The organism is Pigmentiphaga sp. H8 (genome assembly GCF_003854895.1).
Taxonomy (GTDB): Bacteria; Pseudomonadota; Gammaproteobacteria; order Burkholderiales; family Burkholderiaceae_B; genus Pigmentiphaga.
On record NZ_CP033966.1, the window covers coordinates 3,709,154 to 3,727,857 of the forward strand.

The following is an 18,704-nucleotide window of genomic DNA, read 5'->3' on the forward strand; positions in this document are numbered from 1 at the left end:
CCTGCGGCGCGCTCTGCGTCAGTAGTGCGACAACAGCCGGCCCAGCCCCTGGACCTTGTCGGGAATGCCGACCTGGCGCAGGGCATGCCAGTAAGTGGCGGCGTTGATCGCGATCACGGGCTTGTCCAGATACAGCTCGGCCGCCGCAGCCAGCCTCACCATGGACAGGTTGGTGCCAACCTGCACGATGGCATCGACGTCGTCGCCATCGAGTTCGCGTATCGCCTCGCGGCACATCTGGTCGGTGGTGTGCGCGATCAGGACCGGGCTGGGGCGACGCAGGCAGATATCGCGCACCACGGTGAAGCCGCAGTCTTCGAAGAAACGCCGCACCTCGGCATTGGCCACCGGAAAGTACGGCGACAGGAACGCCACGCGTCTGGCGCCGTAGGCGTGCAGCGCCGCCTCCAGCGCGAAAGAACCGCAGCTGACCTCGACGCCGGCGCGCTCGCGTATGCCCCGCAGGTAGTCCTCGGCGCCCTTGCGGCCGTTCCAGAAGGTCACGGCCGACATCCCCATGACGAGGTACTGCATCTCGCAGCTCTTGAGGACTTCCGCCGCATGCAGCGTGTTGGACGAAATCGCTTCCACCAGACGCAGGAAATCCTCGTTGTCGTCCACCCTCATGTCGGGGATCTCGATACGGCTGTAGTGATTGGTGACCCCGACCGGCCGCATATCATCGAAATCCGGCTGCACGATGGTATTCGTGGACGGTCCCAATACCCCGAACTTCATCCGGTAACCCAGGTGATCCATCTTGGACTCCTCAAGAAATGGCGGCAAGCAGCGCGTCGCGGTCCATCACGTCCGCGTACTTCTGCCGCAAGTCGAACAGGCTGGCCTGGTGCGGGCCCTGCGCGCGATCGCCCACGCAGTCCTCCACCACCACCGTCATGAAATCGTGCTGCATGGCGTCGATGGCCGTGGCGCGCACGCAGCCGCTGGTCGTGCAGCCCACCACCACGGCGGTATCCACGCCCCGTGCGCGCAGCCAGTCGGCCAGGCCCGTGGCGAAGAAGGCGGATGCGCTCTGCTTGCGCACGATACGCTCTCCAGGCTCGGGCGCGAGCAGGGACAGGATCTGCGAACACTCGGCGTTCTCGGTGAAGCGGGTCAGCGCGGGCGCCTTGCGGCAGAACACATTGTGGTCGCTGCCGTCGTCGGCGAACACCACGCGGCTGTGCGCCACGGGCAGTCCCAGGCCGCGGAAGGCCTGCAGCAGGGTCAGCGAGCGCTCGGCCGCATCGGCCACGTGGCGGCCGCCCAGCAGCGCTGGATCGACGAATCCGTTCACGAAATCGACCAGCACCAGCCCACAGCGCCGCCCCACACCCGACGGCCGGCCCAGCCCTTGCCGTTCATAGACGTCGATTTCGCTCATGCCTGTCCCTCTTCGTCGAGCGTACGATACCGGGCATCGAAACGTTCTACCCAGTCGAAACCCATCAGTCGGGAAAAATCGGCGAACGGATAGCAGGGCCCAATGGGCAGGCGGCCCTCGCCCAGCGCCCCGTACGCGTCGGCGCAGGCCTGCGCCGACGCCAGCAGCGCGGCCGTCGGATAGATGACGAGCCTGGCGCCCAGTTCATGGAGCTCGTCCGGAGTCATGAGCGGCAGCCGCGCGCCATGCCCCATGTTGACCATGAGAGGAACCCCCATGCAGCCGGCGAACGCGCGGATCTCGTCGCGCGACTCCGGCCCTTCGACGAACACCACGTCGGCGCCGGCGCGCGCGTAGCGCTCGGCGCGGCGCAGCGTCTCGTCCAGGCCCAGGCCGGTGCGCGCATCGGTGCGGGCGATGATCACCGTGCCAGCGTCCTCGCGCGTGTCCAGCGCCACCTTGATGCGCGCCTCCATCTCGGCGGCCGGCACCACCTTGCGGCCCCGCATGTGGCCGCAGCGCTTGGGATAGACCTGGTCTTCCAGCTGGATGGCCGCGGCGCCCGCGCGCTCGTAGCCGCGCACGGTATGCATGACGTTGATCAGCCCGCCGTAGCCGGTATCCGCGTCGCAGATCAACGCGGCCTCGCTGACCATCGCCATTTGCCGGACCCGGTCCAGCATGTCGGTGCCGTTGGCCAGGCCGGCATCCGGCAGGCCCAGGGCCGCCGCGACCACGCCGTAGCCGCTCATGAACAGCGCTTCGAATCCCGCCCGCTCCGCCAGCCGTACCGAGATCAGATCGTGGACACCGGGCGCGACGATGGGCCCGGGGCCGGCCAGCGCCGCGCGCAGCCGCTGCCGTCGCGCCGAGGGCGGGCGCGTCGCATAGCCATTGTTCACGCGATGCTCCCGGCCCGCTCCAGCGCGTCGAACATCGACGTCTTGCGGATGTAGGCCAGCGCGGCCTCGGGGTCCGCGGCCGTGGCGCGCAATTCGGCATGAATGCGCGAACGGACGGACTCGTCGCGCTCTTCGATGAGCTGTTTGTTGCGGGCCGTGTTGGCGTTGATGTATTCGATGGCGACCGTGCGCCGCTGACGCTCGTACTGATCCAGCAGGCTGTCCGGCGCCCGTCCCGTGATGACCTCGATCAGCTTGGCGGCAAGATTGAAGGCGTCGTGCACGCCGCCGTTCATGCCCATGCCGCCCAGGGGATTGTTGATGTGCGCGGCATCGCCCGCCAGCAACACGCGTCCCAGCCGGAACCGGCTTGCCACGCGTTGATGCACCTTGTAGAGCGTGCGGTGGACGATCTCGTAGGCGCCGGCGCGGGGCAGAAGGCCCTGCAGACGGGCCTCGATGACCTCGTCCGACAGCACGTGCTCGTCCGACTCATGTTCGGCGGTGGGAAACAGTACCCGCCACAGCGATGGCACTTTCAACATCACGCACCACTCGTCGGGGTCCGACACATAGTTCACCCACGACAGGTTGTCGAAGTGCGACTCGAACGGGAAATCGGTGGAAACGACCAGGAAGCGCTCGGGATAGGTATAGCCCTCGAACTCGATGCCCAGGCTGCGGCGGACCGTGCTCCAGGCGCCATCCGCGCCGATCAGGTAGTCGCCGCGCACGTCTTCCATGCCGCCCGCCGTCCGGATCCGGATCGTGGCTGACTCCTCGTCCTGCCGCGCCGCTTCGACGGCGCAGCCGAAGCGCAGTGTCACACGGGGATGGTTTTCCAGCTTCCTGACCAGTTCGGCATTGAGCTTCCACTGCTCGCACTGCAGACGAAACGGATAGCGCGTGCTGCCGGCCAGGCGTTCCAGGTCGAACTCGGCGATCAGGCCCTTGCGCCGGTCGCGCTGCTGAGTCATCCGCGCCTTCAGGCCCGAGGCCACCAGCACGTCCGAGATACCGTAGGGCGCCAGCATGTCGAGGGTGGGAGGATGGAAGGTCGACGCCCGCAAATCCTCCATGACGTCGGCGTTGCGCTCGAACACTTCCACGTCCACGCCCGCCTCGGCCAGCACCATCGCGCTGACCAGCCCCACCGGGCCCGCCCCAGCCACCAGAACCTTTGCCTTAGCCATTTTCCACTCACTTTGTACACAATCTATTCGAATAGTGATACGAACGAGCGAAAAAGTCCAGCCATTGCATTTGCCTCACCGACATGGAGAGAACTCGTCAGAATGCGCACAAAACAAGGGAAAACTGCACCAATCCTGGAACCTATAGAGAACGGACTCAAACTCTCCGACCCTATCGATCTTTAATCCCGGAATTACGGATTAACACCGATTGTGTACAAAAAGAGCCCTTCCTACCATGGACACACAGCTGCCTGGCACGCCTCGTGCCTGTACCGAACCGCTCCCCCACGTTTGAGGAATACGCACCATGCGCACCAAGCTTCTCAAGGCCTGCTGTCTCGCCCTGGCTACCGCGGCCCTCGGCGCCGGTCCCCTGGCCCACGCCGACGACGCCTACCCTTCCCGCCCGATCCGCATGATCATCGGCGGTGCCGCGGGCGGATCCTCGGATGTGTTCGCCCGCGCGATCAGCGAGCACATGAGCGTGACGCTGGGCCAGCCCATCGTCATCGAATACAAGCCGGGCGCGGGCACCAATATCGGCACGGAGTACGTGGCGCGCGCCAAGCCGGACGGCTACACCATTCTGCTCAACGGCCTGCCCATGGTGGCCAATCCGCACCTCTTCCCCGATCTGTCGTTCAACCCCGCCACCGATTTCATTCCTATCTCGGGAGTGTCGAAGATGACCAACGTCGTCACGGTCAATTCGACAGTGCCGGTCAAGACCCTGGCCGAGCTCATCGCCGCCGCCAAGAAGGCGCCCGACCGCTTCGTCTACGGATCCCCAGGCGAAGGCACCTCGACCCACATCGCCGGCGAAATGCTGTCGGCGCGCACGGGCGCGCGCTTCACCCATACCCCCTACCGCGGCAATGCCCAGGCCATGACCGACCTGTTGGGCGGCACGCTGCAGATGGGATTCGTCAATACGCCCGTGGCCGCCCCCTTCCTGAAGGAAGGCCGGCTGCGCGCGCTGGCCGTCACGTCCAAGGTCCGCTCGCCGCTATTGCCGGACGTGCCGACCGTGGCCGAGGCCCTGAACATGCCCGACTTCGACTTCAATGGATGGTTCGGGCTGTTCGCCCCCAAGGGCACGCCCGCAGCGGTAGTCGCCAAGCTGGAACAGGCCACGGCGCAGGCCCTGGCAGACCCCAAGGTCAATAAGATATTCGTCGACGGCGGCGCGGCGACCATGGAACCCGGCTCGGCCGCCTTCGCCAGCTTCCTGGCCGACGAACGGCGCCGCATCGATCCTCTGCTGGAAAAGCGCAACAAATGACCGCCGCCAAGGGGGCTCGCCCCCTTGGACTCAGGCCATGTTGGCGATGACCGATTCCCCGAATCCCGAGCACGACACCTGGGTCGCGCCTTCCATCTGCCGCGCGAAATCGTAGGTCACGCGCTTGGACTGGATGGTGCGCTCCATGGCCGGCAGGATCAGTTCGGCCGCCTCGTGCCAGCCCATGTGCTGCAGCATCATGCGGCCCGACAGGATCTCGGAGCTGGGATTGACGTAGTCCTTGCCGGCGTACTTCGCCGACGTGCCGTGGGTGGCTTCGAACACGGCCACCGAATCGCTCATGTTCGCGCCCGGGGCAATGCCGGCGCCCCCCACCTGCGCGGCCAGCGCCGACGAAAGATAGTCGCCGTTCAGGTTGGGCGTGGCGATCACGTCGAACTCGACCGGGCGCAGCAGCATGGTTTGCGAGAACGCGTCGATCAGGCAGTCCTTGATGAGGATGTCCCGGCCGGTGCGCGGGTTGCGGATGCGGCAGAACGGCCCCGCGTCGATGGTCTCGGCGGCGAATTCGCGGCGGGCGATCTCGTATCCCCAGTCGCGGAACGCGCCCTCGGTGTACTTCATGATGTTGCCCTTGTGCACCAGCGTGACCGAACGGCGGTCGTGGTCCAGGGCGTACTGGATGGCCTTGCGCACCAGGCGCTCGGTCCCCTCGCGCGACACGGGCTTGATGCCGATGCCCGAGGTGGCCGGGAAGCGCAGGTGCTTGGCTCCGAGCTTTTCCTCCAGCACCGTGATCAGCTCCACCGCCTCGGGCGAACCCGCGGCGTATTCGATCCCGGCGTAGATGTCCTCGGAGTTCTCGCGGAAGATGACCATGTTGGTCTTTTCCGGCTGCTTCAACGGCGACGGCACCCCGCGCAGGTACTGGATGGGCCGCAGGCAGACGTACAGGTCCAGCGCCTGCCGCATCATCACGTTCAAGGACCGGAAGCCGCCGCCCGGCGGCGTGCCCAGCGGCCCCTTGATCGCCACGACGAACTCGCGCAACGCGGCCACGGTCTCGTCGGGCAGCCAGCCGCCTTCGCCGTACAGCGTGGTGGCCTTGCGGCCGGCGTAGATTTCCACCCAGTGGATGCGGCGGGCCTCGCCGTAGGCCTTGGCCACGGCCGCGTCGATGACCTTGAGCGCCACCGGCGTGATATCGCGCCCGGTGCCGTCGCCTTCGATATAGGCGACGATGGGCTGGTCGGGCACGTTAAGGGAGAAATCCGCGTTGACGGTGATGCGGCTGCCCTGGGCGGGCACCTGGATATGCTTGTAGGAAGACATGCGGCGTGTTTCCGGAACGATCGTTGAAGCAAGCCGCGTCGCGGCCCTGGCACAGGCCTGGAATTATCCCGTATTCGGCGGACCGGCGCCACGCGGGCAACGGCGGACCGGCCAGGCTCGGCGGGTACAATGTTCCGATGATGTTCAACCCTACCCGAGACCAGGTCCGCCAGTTCTTCGCCGAGACGTGGCGCAAGCATCGCGCCGGCGAAGTCCTGACGCCGCTCGAGGCGACCGCGCTGGACTGGATCCTGGAACACCCGGAATACCACGGCGACCTGGAAAATCCCGAGGCCGCCCAGGCCGACTACAGCGTCGAAGCCGGCCGCACCAACCCTTTCCTGCACCTGTCCATGCACCTGGCGATCGCCGAACAATTGTCGATCGACCATCCGCCCGGCATCCGCGACGCCTACCAGCGGCTCGCCCAGCACAAGGGCGCCCACGACGCCGCGCACGAAATCATGGAATGCCTGGGCCGCGTCGTGTGGGAAGCCCAGCGCCTGGGCACGCCGCTCGATACCGATGCCTATATCGAACTGATCCGCCAACGCGCCGGCTCGTAGGCCGCCGCATCCCCGCCACGCGGTCCTTCAGCAGGCCGGCCACGACATGGACGTCAAGCAGCTCCGATATTTCGTCGCCATTGCCCAGCAGGGCAGCCTTTCCGCGGCGGCGCGGCGCCTGCACGTGGTCCAGCCGGCCTTGAGCCAGGCCCTGGCGGCCCTGGAAACCGAACTCGGCACGCCTTTGTTCACCCGCGGCCCCACGGGCGTGGTCCCGACCACGTCGGGAACGGAACTGCTGCACCATGCGCTGGCCATCCTCAGGCAGATCGATCGGGCCAAGGCTGCCATCCAGTCCACCCTGGACACCGCCAGCGGCCCGGTGCGCATAGGCATCCTGCACAGCGCCGCGCCGGTCGCCTGCGCCCCGCTGTTCACCCGCCTGCGCCAGGAGGCCCCCGGCATCCAGCCCCAGTTGGTGGTGGGCTATTCCGACGCCCTGGCTCAGCGGCTGCGCCGCGGCGAACTGGACCTGGCCATGCTGGTGCTGGCCAGTGACGAGCGGGGAGAATCCGACGCGCATCTGTACGAGGAAAACATCTGCCTGGTGACGCCGGCCAGCCATGCCGGCGGAACCCCGCCGCTGGAACTGCCGAGCCTCCAGGACTTTCCCCTGCTGCTGTCCATGGCACAGCCCCTGCACCAGTCGCTGCTTGCCCTGGCCCAGGCCCGGAAACTCCGGCTGAACATCATGGGCGGCGTGGAGGACATTTCCTCCCTCCTCCTCTTGTGCGAAGCCGGCCAATTCTCCACCCTGCTGCCCGAAGGACTGGCGGGCACGCTGACGCGAGGCACGTCGCTGGTCGTCCGGCGCATCGCCCACCCCGCCTTCTCCCGCCGCGTCGTCGTGCGCGCCTGCCCCGACCTGCCCAAATCCCATGCCGTCATCGCGGCCGAGCGCATCATGAAGGCCACGCTGGCAAGCCAGGCTTGACTGCCCGCCATCACGCGGGGTGATGGCGCTCTCAAAACTTCCTATTACCGGCTCGCCGGCCCCAGCCGCTAGGATCTCGGCTCCGAGACCCTTCCTTCCACGAAGCCAAGCATGCGGCCCAATTTCCTGATGTTCATCGTCGACCAGCTGTGCGCCGATCACCTCGGCTGCTACGGCAACACCACGGTGCGGACCCCGAATATCGACCGGCTCGCCGAGCGGGGCTGGACCAGCTCGAACACCTACGTCGCCACGCCGATCTGCATGCCCAACCGCTCCAGCCTGATGACCGGCCGCATGCCTTCGGCCCACGGCGTCCGCCACAACGGCCTGCCGCTGGGGCTGGAAGCCGTGACCTTCCCGGAGTTGCTGCGCGAGGCCGGCTACGCCACGGCACTGATCGGCAAGTCGCATCTCCAGACCATGACGGACCATGCGCCGCTTCCCGATCCCAGGACGCCCCGCCGGGCCCGCGACGGCGCCCGGCATTACCCCGGGGACTACCTGCAGGAAAGCGTCGCCAGCTGGCGCGGCCACGAACACCTCATGAGCCTGCCCTACTACGGCTTCGGCCATGCGGAGATCGGCATCGAACATGGCGACGACATCAACGGCCACTACCGGCAATGGCTGCGCGGCAAGTGCGCCGACGCGGAAACATGGATCGGCCGGTCCAATGCCCTGCCCAGCGACTACGAGCTGGCGGCGGTCGGCCAGGCCTGGCGCACCCGCGTACCCGAAGCCTTGCACCCCAGCGCGTGGGTAGCCGAGCGGACCTGCGACCGTCTGCGCGCCTATGCGCGGAACGATGCGCCGTTCTTCCTGTATGCCTCGTTTCCGGACCCGCACCATCCCTATACGCCGCCGGGCCGATACTGGGACATGTACCGTCCGGAGGACATGGCGCTGCCCGCCTCCTACCGCTCGGACACTCCGCCGCCCCACCTGGCGTGGCTGCGCCGGCAGCGCGACGCGGGGCGCGCCCACAAGACCTCCATGGCCTGCTTTGCCGCCACGGAACGGGAAGTCCGGGAAGCGACCGCGCTGAACTACGGCTCGATCAGCTTCATCGACGCGAACATCGGCCGCGTGCTGCAGACCCTGGAGGAATGCGGGCTGGCCGACAATACGGTGGTGATCTTCACGGCCGACCACGGCGAATACGGCGGCGATCATCAACTGCTGTTCAAGGGCTCGCTGCACTACCGCAGCCTGATACGCACGCCGCTCATCTGGTCCGGACCCAACGCCCGGCGCATCCGGGAAGACGGTCTGCTCTCGACCATCGACATCGCCCCCACGATCCTGGAGGCGGCGGGCGTCGAGGCCTGCAACGGCATGCAGGGCATGTCCTTCCTGCCCTCGATCCAGGCGCGGCCGTTCCAGGCCCGCGACGCGGTGCTGATCGAAGAGGAAGGCCAACGGACCTATTTCGGCTTCGACGCTCCCGTCCGGATGCGAACCCTGGTCCATCCCCGCTACCGGCTCAGCGTGTATGACGGCGTGGAATGGGGCGAACTCTACGACCGCCTGGACGATCCGCTCGAATGCGCCAACCTCTGGGACAGCGCCGCCCACCGCGACATCCGCGACGCCCTGATCCAGCAGTTGCTGCGCCAGGCCATGGCGCACCCGGACACCGCCCTGTCGCCGCTGGCCGTGGCGTGACGGACAAAATACTGACAAGGAGACAACATGCCCCGCTTCGCAACATCCTGGCTGCTTTGCGCAGGCCTTGCCCCGCTCGCCTGGCAATCACCCGCCCTGGGCGACGACTGGCCGACGCGGCCGGTCAAGCTGGTCGTCTCGCACGCGCCCGGCTCGAGCACCGACATCGTGGCGCGATACATCGCGACCCAGCTTGCCCGCGGCTGGGCCCAGCCGATCGTGATAGAAAACAAGCCCGGCGGCCAGAACATCATCGGCGCCCAGGCCGTCACGCGCGCCTCGCCTGATGGCTACACGCTGTTCTACGGCACCACCGGCGCCCTGGTCAGCAATCTTTATACGATCAAGGGACTGCCCTACGATCCCGTCAAGGACTTCGTCCCCATCCGGTTCATCGGCTACAGCCCGTTCATGATCGCGGCCACCGCCGGGCTGAAGGCATCGACGCTGAAAGAGGCCTTGTCGGCCCCCGGCAAGGACGGCGCCGGCCCTCGGGTCGCGACCGAAGGCGCCAAGACCTTCTCGGGCATACTGGCCAACACACTGGAATCGATGTCAGCGGCCCGCTGGACCACGGTGCCTTATTCGAAGTCCTCGGAAGCGCTGCAGGACACCATAGCCGGCCGGACCGACCTCGTCGTCCTGCCTGCCATCGTGGTGATGAATCATGTCGGGCAAGGCCGGTTGAAGGCCCTGGCGGTCAGCACCGCATCGCGGCTGCCGTCGATGCCGGACGTTCCGGCCCTGGGAGAGACTTTTCCCGGCTTCGGACTGGCCGGCTGGCACATGCTCGCGGCGCCCGCCGGCACGCCCGCTTCCATCGTGGCGCGCCTGAACCGGGAACTCGACACGCTGCTGGCCAAGCCGGAAATCGCCCGGCACCTGGCCTCCCTGGGCCTGGACACCGACCCGGCCCTGTCCACCGCCGACCAGAACCGCCAGTTCCTGCAACACGAACACGCCACCTGGCAACGCATCACCCGGCAAACCGGCCTGCTGCCCGAATAAGCAAGGCTCCACACAGGAGCGAAATGGAAGACCCAGGATGCGGTGGATCCGGCTCCGCCAGTCCACCCGCATCGCCCCTCGGGACCCGGCGCCGGGCCGCCCCAAGGCGGGGCCCGGCCCCTTGGGGGCTGCCGCATAGCGGCTGGGGCCCGCTATTCCGGGCGCGCGTCAGCGCGTAGGGGGTCCTATTACTTCCGTACAGCCAGGTTACCCGGCAGGCTGGACAGATACGCCGCCACATCCTCGATGTCCTTGTCGGACAGCTGGACGGCGAAGGCGCCCATGATGGGATTCTTGCGGATGTTGGCCGACGGCGCGGCATTGGACTGGCCACGGCGATACGCCTTCAGCGCATGCGCGAGGTAGTCGGAATGCTGGCCCGCCAGCTGGGGATAGCTGGGATCGATGGAGGTCTTGGCATCGGCACCATGGCACGAGGCGCAGTTGATGCGGTCGAACACCGCCTTGCCGGCGGCGATGTCGCCAGCGGCCTGGGCGGCCGACAGCGAGAGCAATGCGCTGCCGACGAGGAAGGAAAGGCGCAGGGTGGTCTTCATGGTCGGACGGCTCACTTCAGGCTGGAGTAATAGGCGGCCAGATCGGCGATGTCCTGCTCGGACAGGCTCTTGGCGATGCCAACCATGGAAGGATGCGTCCGGGCGCCGCTGGCGTATTCCTTCAGCGCCGCCTCGATGTACTTGGCGTTCTGCCCAGCAATCATCGGAACGTGATAGACCTCGGGAAAGCTGGACTTGTAGCCCTGGATGCCATGGCAGCCTATGCACATGGAATTCTTGTCACGGGCGGCATCGGCGTTGCCCGTGATGGTGGCCGGAGCCGATTGGGCCACGGCCGAACCGACGACCGCACAGGCGGCCAGGGCGGCCAACGCGGGCAGCGCCCGCTTCGTTATGCTCAACTTCATTAGAACGCTCTATCAGAATCAAGGAAATCCCGATACCGGGCGGCGAAACGACTGAGCGGCAACGCCCGGCCCCCACAGGCCAACGAAGCGTCTCCGTTTTATTCCATCGGGAAACCGTATTGTTGTACTGAAGTCCGGTTTCCGTCTTTATTTAACCCCTAATGATACATCAGGAACAACCTCCGTCCGTCCCTTTGCGGGGACGGGCGCCGGCGCCCCCTGCCCGTCCGGACTTTTCTTATACTGGGTGCTTCGCCCCTGCGGGGCCCTACCGCCAGCCCGACCATGCCCCAGTCCGTCTCGCCGTCCGCCGCCCGCTTCCAGGGCACCGACACCTACGTCGCCACCGACGACCTGACGCTTGCCGTCAATGCCGCGCTCACGCTCGAGCGCCCGCTCCTGATCAAGGGCGAACCCGGCACCGGCAAGACCATGCTGGCCGAGGAAGTGGCCCGGGCGCTGGGGCGGCCGCTGCTGCAATGGCACATCAAGTCCACCACCAAGGCACACCAGGGGCTGTACGAGTACGACGCGGTCTCGCGCCTGCGCGATTCGCAGCTGGGCGACGAGAAGGTGCGCGACATCACGAACTACATCGTGCGCGGAGTGCTGTGGCAGGCCTTCGCCTCGCCCGAGCCGGTGGTGCTGCTGATCGACGAGATCGACAAGGCCGACATCGAATTCCCCAACGACCTGCTGCGCGAGCTGGACCGCATGGAATTCCACGTGTACGAGACGCGGGAAACCGTGCGCGCCGTGCACCGGCCGCTGGTCATCATCACCTCCAACAACGAGAAGGACCTGCCGGACGCCTTCCTGCGGCGCTGCTTCTTCCACTACATCCGGTTTCCCGAGAAGGAAACCATGGAGCGCATCGTCGGGGTCCACTACCCCGGCCTGAAGAAGGAACTGCTGTCGGCGGCGCTGGACAGCTTCTTCCAGCTGCGCGAAACCCCGGGCCTGAAGAAGAAGCCGTCCACGTCCGAACTGCTGGACTGGCTCAAGGTCCTGCTGGCCGAGGACATCCCCCCGGAAGCCCTGACAAGCAACGACCGCGAAGCCGCCGTACCCCCGCTGCACGGCGCGCTGCTGAAAAACGAACAAGACGTCCACCTTTTCGAACGCCTGATCCTCATGGCTAGAAGCGGCAGACAGGCATGAAATCGCATCGATCCACCCCACCTGTCATCCAGGGCGCCGCGGATCCGGCTTTGCCGGTCCGCCAGCGCCGCCCCCCGGGGGGCGCGCGAAGCGCGTAGGGGGGGGGGCCCGCCATGCTCATTGATTTTTTTTACCATCTGCGCAAGCACCAGTTGCCGGTCTCCATCAACGAGTACCTGACGCTGCTGGAGGCGCTGTCGCGCCGGGTGATCGCGCCGTCGGTGGACGAGTTCTATCTGCTGGCCCGGATGACGCTGGTCAAGGACGAAAGCCAGTTCGACCGCTACGACCGGGCCTTCGCCAGCTACTACAAGGGCATCGAGGCGGCCTTCCCGCCGGGCAAGGAGATCCCGGCCGAATGGCTGGTGCAGCGCTTCATGCGCGAGCTGTCGGCCGAGGACAAGGCCGCGATCGAGAAGCTGGGCTGGGACAAGCTGATGGAACTGTTCCGCCAGCGGCTGGAGGAGCAGAAGGAACGCCACGAGGGCGGCAGCAAGTGGATAGGCACGGGGGGCACCTCGCCCTTCGGCAGCGGCGGCTACCACCCCGAGGGCATCCGCATCGGCCAGGACAGCGCCGGCAACCACAGCGCGGTCAAGGCCTGGGACATGCGCAGCTTCCGCGACTACGACGACCAGGTGGAGCTGGGCACGCGCAACATCAAGGTGGCCCTGCGGCGGCTGCGCCGCTTCGCCCGCGAAGGCGCCGACCTGGAACTGGACCTGGACGACACGATACGCAGCACCGCGCGCAACGCCGGCCACCTGGACATCCGCATGGTGCCCGAGCGGCACAACACGGTGAAGGTGCTGATGATGCTGGACGTGGGCGGCACCATGGACAGCCACATCCAGCGGATCGAGGAACTGTTCTCGGCCGCGCGCAGCGAGTTCAAGCACCTGGAAGTCTATTATTTCCACAACTGCCTGTACGACTGGGTCTGGCAAAGCAACCGCCGGCGCCACGCCGAGCGTGCCCACACCTGGGACGTGCTGCGCAAGTACAACCCGGACTGGCGCCTGATCTTCGTCGGCGACGCCACCATGAGCCCCTACGAGATCCTGCAGCCGGGCGGCTCGGTGGAATACCACAACACCGAGGCCGGCGCGGTCTGGCTGCAGCGCATGGCCGCGGCCTTTCCCCGTTTCGCCTGGCTCAACCCCGAGCCGGAGGGCCTGTGGCCCTACCGCCAATCCACCGACATCATCCGGAAACTGATGCAGGGCCGCATGTATCCGGTCACGCTGAACGGCCTGGAACAGGCCATGCGGCTGTTGTCCAAGTAGCCCTCCGGGCCGCGCGGCGGGAACGTTGTCGCGGTCCGGCACTCCAATCCACTTCCTGAATGGTTCGAGTCCGCCCATGCCATCATCGCTCACCGCCAACCGCTCCGGCCCCCTGGGCCGGGCCTTCGCCTGCGTGGCCCTGTCCCTGGCCACCCTGCTGCCGCCGGCCACCCAGGCGGCGCAAGCGCAGGCCGCCGTGCCCGCCGGCGTACAGAAGCTCACCTCGGTCGAGGGCATCAACGAATACCGGCTGAACAACGGCCTGCGCGTCCTGCTGGCGCCCGACCAGTCCAAGCCGACCACCACCGTCAACATGACCTATCTCGTGGGCTCGCGCCAGGAGAACTACGGCGAGACCGGCATGGCGCACCTGCTGGAACACATGCTGTTCAAGGGCACGCCCACCATGCGCAACGCGCTGTCCGAGTTCTCGCGCCGCGGCCTGCAGGCCAACGGCAGCACCTGGACCGACCGCACGAACTATTTCGCCAGCTTCGCCGCCAACGAGGCCAACCTGGACTGGTACCTGGGCTGGCAGGCCGACGCCATGGTCAACTCGCTGATCGCGCGCAAGGACCTGGACTCGGAAATGACCGTGGTCCGCAACGAGATGGAAAGCGGCGAGAACAACCCGTTCCGCGTGCTGATGAGCAAGATGATGGCCACGGCCTATCAGTGGCACAACTACGGCAAGACCACGATAGGCGCGCGCTCGGACGTCGAGAACGTCGACATCGGCCGCCTGCAGGCCTTCTACCGCACCTACTACCAGCCGGACAACGCCGTGCTGATCGTCTCGGGCCAGTTCGACGAGGCCAAGACGCTGGCGGTCATCGCCCGCACCTTCGGCAAGATCCCCAAGCCCAAGCGCACCCTGCCCCGCCTGTACACCGAGGAACCGGTCCAGGACGGCGAACGCAGCGTCACGCTGCGCCGCTCCGGCGGCTCGCCCATGGTCGCGGCCATGTACCACACGCCGCAGGGCGGCGCGGCCGATTCCGCGGCCATGGAAATGCTGGCCAGCATCCTGGGCGACGCGCCCTCGGGCCGGCTGTACAAGGCGCTGGTGGAAACCAAGCTGGCCGCCTCGACCTTCGGCTTCACCTTCGGCATGTACGACCCCGGCATGGTCATGATGGGCGCGCAGTTGCAGCCCGGCGCCAGCCTGGACGCCGCGCGCGACAAGATGCTGGAGACCATCGAGTCCATCAAGACGCAGCCGATCACCAGCGAAGAGCTGGAGCGCGCGCGCACCCGCTGGCTCAAGGACTGGGACATGGCCTACAGCGACCCGCAGAAGGTGGGCGTATCGCTGTCCGAAAGCATCGCCCAGGGCGACTGGCGCTTGTTCTTCGTGACGCGCGACCGCGTCCGCGACCTGAAACTGGCCGACGTCCAGCGCGTGGCCGAAAGCTATCTGCTGCAATCGAACCGTACCCTGGGCACCTACATCCCGACGGACGGTCCCCAGCGCGCGCCCGCGCCACAGCCCCTGGACCTGCAGGCCGAGCTGAAGGGCTACAAGGGCGACACCGATTTCGTGCAGGCCGAGGCCTTCGACGCCACCCCGGCCAACATCGACGCCCGCACCCAGCGCAAGACCCTGGACCTGCCCAACGGGCCGGTCAAGCTGGCGCTGCTGCCCAAGTCGACGCGCGGCCATCTGGTCAACGCCCGGCTGGTGGTGCAGTTCGGCGATGCCCAGACGCTGCGCGGCCAGCGCGACATCTCCCGCGCCGTGGGCGCCCTGCTCGACAACGGCACCGCCACGATGACGCGCCAGCAGATCGAGGACCGTTTCGACGCCTTGCGGGCGGACGTCGGCTTCGGCGGCGGCGGCACCAGCGCGGTGGTCGACATATCCACCACCCGCGACAACCTGCCCGCCACGCTGGAACTCGCGCTGGACGTCCTGCGCAATGCCAGCTTCCCCGAGGATCAACTGGACGAGTACCGCCGCCGCGGCCTGGCCTCGGTGGAAAGCGCCCGGCAGGAGCCCACGGCGGTCGCGCAGCAGACCCTGGCGCGGCACGACAATCCGTGGCCTGCCGACGACCTGCGCTACACCCCGAGCTTCGACGAGCAGGAGGCCGCCTACAAGGCGCTGACGCGCGACGCGCTGGTGCAGTTCCATGACCGCTTCTACGGAGCGGGCCGCGTACGGCTGGCCGCCGTGGGCGACTTCGATCCGGCCGCGGTCGAGCAGTCCCTGACCAAGGGCCTGCAAGGCTGGAAGCAGGCTCCCGCCTATACCCGCGTGGACGATCCGTACCACACGGTGCCGGCCAAGCGTTTCGACGTCTCGCTGCCCGACAAGGCCAACGCCTTCTACCTGTCGACCATGCCGATCAAGCTGCAGGATACCGACCCGGACTACCCCGCGGCCATGCTGGCCAACTACCTGCTGGGCAGTTCCGAGACCTCGCGGCTGTGGATGCGGGTACGCGAGCGCGAAGGCCTTTCGTACAACGTGCGCAGCCAGTTGGCCGCCTCGTCCTACGAGCCCTCGGGCCAGTGGACGCTGTACGCCATCTACGCGCCCAGCAACCGGGCGCGGCTGGAAACGGCCATCAAGGAGGAATCCGAGCGCGTGCTGCGCGAAGGTTTCAGCGCGGCCGAGGTCAAGGATGGCATCGATTCGCTGATGAACCTGCGCCACCTGGCCCGCGCGCAAGACCGGCGGCTGGTGGGAGCCTGGTCGGATTACCTGGACCTGGACCGCACCTTCGCCTTCGCGGCGGAATCCGACCGCAAGCTGAAGGCACTGACCGCCCAGCAGGTCAACGCGGCGCTGCGCAAGTACTTCAAGCCCGAGGACTTCAGCACCGCGGTGGCGGGAACCTTCAAGCCCTAGTCCGGGCGCCCTCGAGAGGCCCGTCCATCGGGCCTCTCGGCCGCATGCTGCGGCCAGAGCATCTTCACCACCTCCCGGTCGCGGCCGAAGGCGAAACAGGAATCGATCTTCTCCCGCGCCCGCTCCTCGCCCACCAGCAGGGGCATGTCGCGCTGCAATCCGCGTATGCCCTGCAACGCCGTGGTCGCCATCGGCACCAGCATTTCCATCAAGTGGGTACAACTGGCCGCGCCGCGCAGCCGGTCCTTGACCATGGCCGTCCAGCCCCGGGCAATGCGCTCGCCGATCAGCACCCGCAGCGTGTCCGTCGCTTCCTTGCATAGCGGCCAGGGCGTCGAATCCGACACCGCGACGATGTCCCGGATCACATACGCGTCATCCACGGTCAGGCGTATCCACAAGTCGTGCAGCGCCTCTCCCGCGGGCAGCGGTTCGTCCGAACTCATGAGCTGGAAGGGAAAGGGCTTGCGATCGACCAGCCGGGCCTCCACGTCGTAAAGACCGTCCTCGCGGGCGTAGGTCTGCATGTCGATGACGCGGTGGTGGACGGAGCGGCGGGCGGAGGGTTCCGGTAAAGGCATGATGGCAGGCTTCCTGGCTGGCGCCGAAGCGGTCGGCGACGCGACGGCGCGGCGCGGATCCATGCCCGCGGCGCCCGCATGTGCGGGCTATTGTAGAGGCACGGGCCCGCGCGGCCGAATCCGCGGGCCCGCCCAGGCGGCCTGGAGGCTAGGCCTCGGCCAGCACCACGGCCCGCTTGCGCCGGATGGCCGGCGCAAGCGCCAGCACGATCAGCAGCGCCGTGGCGATCAGCAGCCCCAGCGAGATGGGCCGGGTGACGAACACCGAGAAATCGCCTCGCGCCACCATGAGCGTGCGCCGGAAACTCGTTTCCATCATGGGTCCCAGCACGAAGCCCAGCAGCAGCGGCACCGGCGATATCGACAGCTTGCCGAACAGGTAGCCGGCCACGCCGAAGCCGGCGACCAGGAACACGTCCGCCACCGAGTTCTGGATGGAATAGACGCCAACGCAGCAGAACACCAGGATGGCCGGATACAGCAGGCGATACGGCACCTTGAGCAGCCGCACCCACAGCCCGATCAGCGGCAGGTTCAGGACCACCAGGATCAGGTTGCCTATCCACATCGAGGCGATCAGGCCCCAGAAAAGCGCGGGGTGGCTGGTCATGACCTGCGGTCCCGGCTGGATGTTGTGGATGGTCATCGCGCCCAGCATCAGCGCCATGACGGCGCTGCCGGGAACGCCCAGCGTCAGCAGCGGGATGAAGTTGGTCTGCGCGGCGGCGTTGTTGGCGGCCTCGGGCGCGGCGACGCCTTCGATGGCGCCATGCCCCATTTCCGCCGACCGCGACGACAGTTTTTTCTCCATCGTGTAGGCCGAGAACGCGGAAATGGTCACGCCCGCTCCGGGCAGGATGCCGAGGGCCGACCCGAGCGCGGTGCCCCGGGCGATCGAGGGCGTCATGCGCCGGAAGTCTTCGCGGGTGGGCATCAGGCTGGCGATGGGCGCCACGGCCGTCGTCCCTGTGGTCTTCTGCATTTCCAGGTTCGCCACGATCTCGGCCACACCGAACAGGCCCATGGCCAGGCAGGTGAACTCGATGCCCTCCATCAGTTGCGGGATCTCGAAGGCCAGCCGCACCGTGCCGCTGTTCACGTCGGTCCCGACCAGGCCGAGGATGATGCCGATGGCGATCATGCCCAGCGACACGTCCAGCGACTCGGAGGACAGCGCCACGGCACCGACCAGCCCCAGCAGCATCAGCGAGAAATACTCCGCCGGCCCGAACTTGAACGCCATCTCGGCCAGCGGCGCGGCGAACGCCGCCAGCAGCAGCACGCCGACGCAGCCGGCGAAGAAGGACGCGATGGCGGCCGTGGCGAGGGCCGGACCCGCCCTGCCCTGCGTGGCCATGGCATGTCCGTCGATCAGCGTGACGGCCGACGACGACTCGCCCGGCAGCTTCACCAGGATCGCGGTGGTCGAACCGCCATACTGGGCGCCGTAGTAGATGCTGGCCAGCATGATGAGCGCCGACGTGGGCGGCAGCGCATAGGTGATGGGCAGCAGCATCGCGATGGTCGGCACCGGCCCCAGGCCGGGCAGGACGCCGATCAGGGTGCCCAGCAGGCAACCCGTGAAGGCATAGGCAAGGTTCTGCCATGAAAGCGCCGTGGCGAAGCCCAGCGCCAGATGGTCCAGCAATTCCATTCGACGCTCC

At 67.1% G+C, this 18,704-nt stretch carries 17 protein-coding genes; 8 read left to right on the plus strand and 9 right to left on the minus strand.

The window, feature by feature from the left end; all coding sequences use genetic code 11:
* Positions 1 to 18 precede the first annotated feature (18 nt).
* From EGT29_RS17495 to EGT29_RS17510, 4 genes are read right to left on the minus strand one after another with little or no spacing between them, the layout of a single operon-like run.
* Complete coding sequence (locus EGT29_RS17495; RefSeq protein ID WP_124690173.1) at positions 19 to 759, minus strand: arylmalonate decarboxylase; 741 nt, start codon at positions 757 to 759, stop codon at positions 19 to 21.
* A gap of 10 nt (positions 760 to 769) precedes the next feature.
* The gene (locus tag EGT29_RS17500) at positions 770 to 1,384 is read right to left on the minus strand and encodes an isochorismatase family protein (RefSeq protein WP_124690174.1); all 615 of its coding nucleotides are present in this window, start codon (positions 1,382 to 1,384) and stop codon (positions 770 to 772) included.
* The gene (locus EGT29_RS17505) at positions 1,381 to 2,286 is read right to left on the minus strand and encodes an oxaloacetate decarboxylase (protein WP_238160076.1); all 906 of its coding nucleotides are present in this window, start codon (positions 2,284 to 2,286) and stop codon (positions 1,381 to 1,383) included. The genes EGT29_RS17500 and EGT29_RS17505 overlap by 4 nt, the downstream gene beginning before the upstream one ends.
* The gene (locus EGT29_RS17510) at positions 2,283 to 3,479 is read right to left on the minus strand and encodes an NAD(P)/FAD-dependent oxidoreductase (protein WP_124690175.1); all 1,197 of its coding nucleotides are present in this window, start codon (positions 3,477 to 3,479) and stop codon (positions 2,283 to 2,285) included. The genes EGT29_RS17505 and EGT29_RS17510 overlap by 4 nt, the downstream gene beginning before the upstream one ends.
* Positions 3,480 to 3,789: 310 nt before the next feature.
* On the opposite strand from EGT29_RS17510, the gene EGT29_RS17515 reads away from it, so the two are divergent.
* Positions 3,790 to 4,764 (plus strand): tripartite tricarboxylate transporter substrate binding protein, encoded by a 975-nt coding sequence (locus tag EGT29_RS17515; protein WP_124690176.1) that lies wholly within the window; start codon positions 3,790 to 3,792, stop codon positions 4,762 to 4,764.
* 30 nt (positions 4,765 to 4,794) lie between these two features.
* Here the strand turns inward: EGT29_RS17515 and icd are convergent, their stop codons facing one another.
* Positions 4,795 to 6,057 carry an NADP-dependent isocitrate dehydrogenase gene (gene icd / locus EGT29_RS17520; RefSeq protein ID WP_124690177.1) on the minus strand — a complete coding sequence of 421 codons (1,263 nt, stop codon included), beginning with the start codon at positions 6,055 to 6,057 and terminating at the stop codon, positions 4,795 to 4,797.
* 140 nt (positions 6,058 to 6,197) lie between these two features.
* On the opposite strand from icd, the gene EGT29_RS17525 reads away from it, so the two are divergent.
* From EGT29_RS17525 to EGT29_RS17540, 4 genes are all read left to right on the plus strand, one after another.
* Entirely contained in the window at positions 6,198 to 6,623 is a 426-nt protein-coding gene (locus EGT29_RS17525) for a DUF1841 family protein (protein ID WP_124692416.1), read from the plus strand.
* Positions 6,624 to 6,669: 46 nt separating this feature from the next.
* Positions 6,670 to 7,557, plus strand: coding sequence for a LysR family transcriptional regulator (locus EGT29_RS17530; protein WP_124690178.1), 888 nt, complete (start codon positions 6,670 to 6,672; stop codon positions 7,555 to 7,557).
* 111 nt (positions 7,558 to 7,668) lie between these two features.
* Positions 7,669 to 9,225, plus strand: coding sequence for a sulfatase (locus EGT29_RS17535; RefSeq protein ID WP_124690179.1), 1,557 nt, complete (start codon positions 7,669 to 7,671; stop codon positions 9,223 to 9,225).
* Positions 9,226 to 9,252: 27 nt separating this feature from the next.
* Positions 9,253 to 10,233, plus strand: a complete 981-nt coding sequence (locus tag EGT29_RS17540) for a tripartite tricarboxylate transporter substrate binding protein (RefSeq protein ID WP_124690180.1) — start codon at positions 9,253 to 9,255, stop codon at positions 10,231 to 10,233.
* 188 nt (positions 10,234 to 10,421) lie between these two features.
* On the opposite strand, the gene EGT29_RS17545 is transcribed toward EGT29_RS17540, so the two are convergent.
* Positions 10,422 to 10,790, minus strand: a complete 369-nt coding sequence (locus EGT29_RS17545; protein WP_124690181.1) for a cytochrome c — start codon at positions 10,788 to 10,790, stop codon at positions 10,422 to 10,424.
* Between the two features lie 11 nt (positions 10,791 to 10,801).
* Complete coding sequence (locus EGT29_RS17550; protein WP_124690182.1) at positions 10,802 to 11,158, minus strand: cytochrome c; 357 nt, start codon at positions 11,156 to 11,158, stop codon at positions 10,802 to 10,804.
* A 285-nt stretch (positions 11,159 to 11,443) separates the two neighbouring features.
* On the opposite strand from EGT29_RS17550, the gene EGT29_RS17555 reads away from it, so the two are divergent.
* The 3 genes from EGT29_RS17555 to EGT29_RS17565 all read left to right on the plus strand — a co-directional run bounded on the left by EGT29_RS17555 (position 11,444) and on the right by EGT29_RS17565 (position 16,459).
* Positions 11,444 to 12,319: a MoxR family ATPase gene (locus EGT29_RS17555; protein WP_124690183.1), complete on the plus strand. Its 876-nt coding sequence runs from the start codon at positions 11,444 to 11,446 to the stop codon at positions 12,317 to 12,319.
* Positions 12,320 to 12,432: 113 nt separating this feature from the next.
* The gene (locus EGT29_RS17560; RefSeq protein ID WP_124690184.1) at positions 12,433 to 13,605 is read left to right on the plus strand and encodes a VWA domain-containing protein; all 1,173 of its coding nucleotides are present in this window, start codon (positions 12,433 to 12,435) and stop codon (positions 13,603 to 13,605) included.
* A gap of 76 nt (positions 13,606 to 13,681) precedes the next feature.
* The gene (locus EGT29_RS17565; protein ID WP_124690185.1) at positions 13,682 to 16,459 is read left to right on the plus strand and encodes a pitrilysin family protein; all 2,778 of its coding nucleotides are present in this window, start codon (positions 13,682 to 13,684) and stop codon (positions 16,457 to 16,459) included.
* Here EGT29_RS17565 and EGT29_RS17570 read toward each other — a convergent pair.
* Together EGT29_RS17570 and EGT29_RS17575 are read right to left on the minus strand one after the other, a co-directional pair.
* Positions 16,456 to 17,040, minus strand: coding sequence for a DUF2889 domain-containing protein (locus tag EGT29_RS17570; RefSeq protein WP_161567857.1), 585 nt, complete (start codon positions 17,038 to 17,040; stop codon positions 16,456 to 16,458). The two genes, EGT29_RS17565 and EGT29_RS17570, sit on opposite strands and share 4 nt — an antisense overlap.
* Before the next feature lie 148 nt (positions 17,041 to 17,188).
* On the minus strand, positions 17,189 to 18,694 hold the full coding sequence (locus EGT29_RS17575; RefSeq protein WP_124690187.1) for a tripartite tricarboxylate transporter permease: 1,506 nt from the start codon (positions 18,692 to 18,694) through the stop codon (positions 17,189 to 17,191).
* Positions 18,695 to 18,704: the final 10 nt, after the last annotated feature.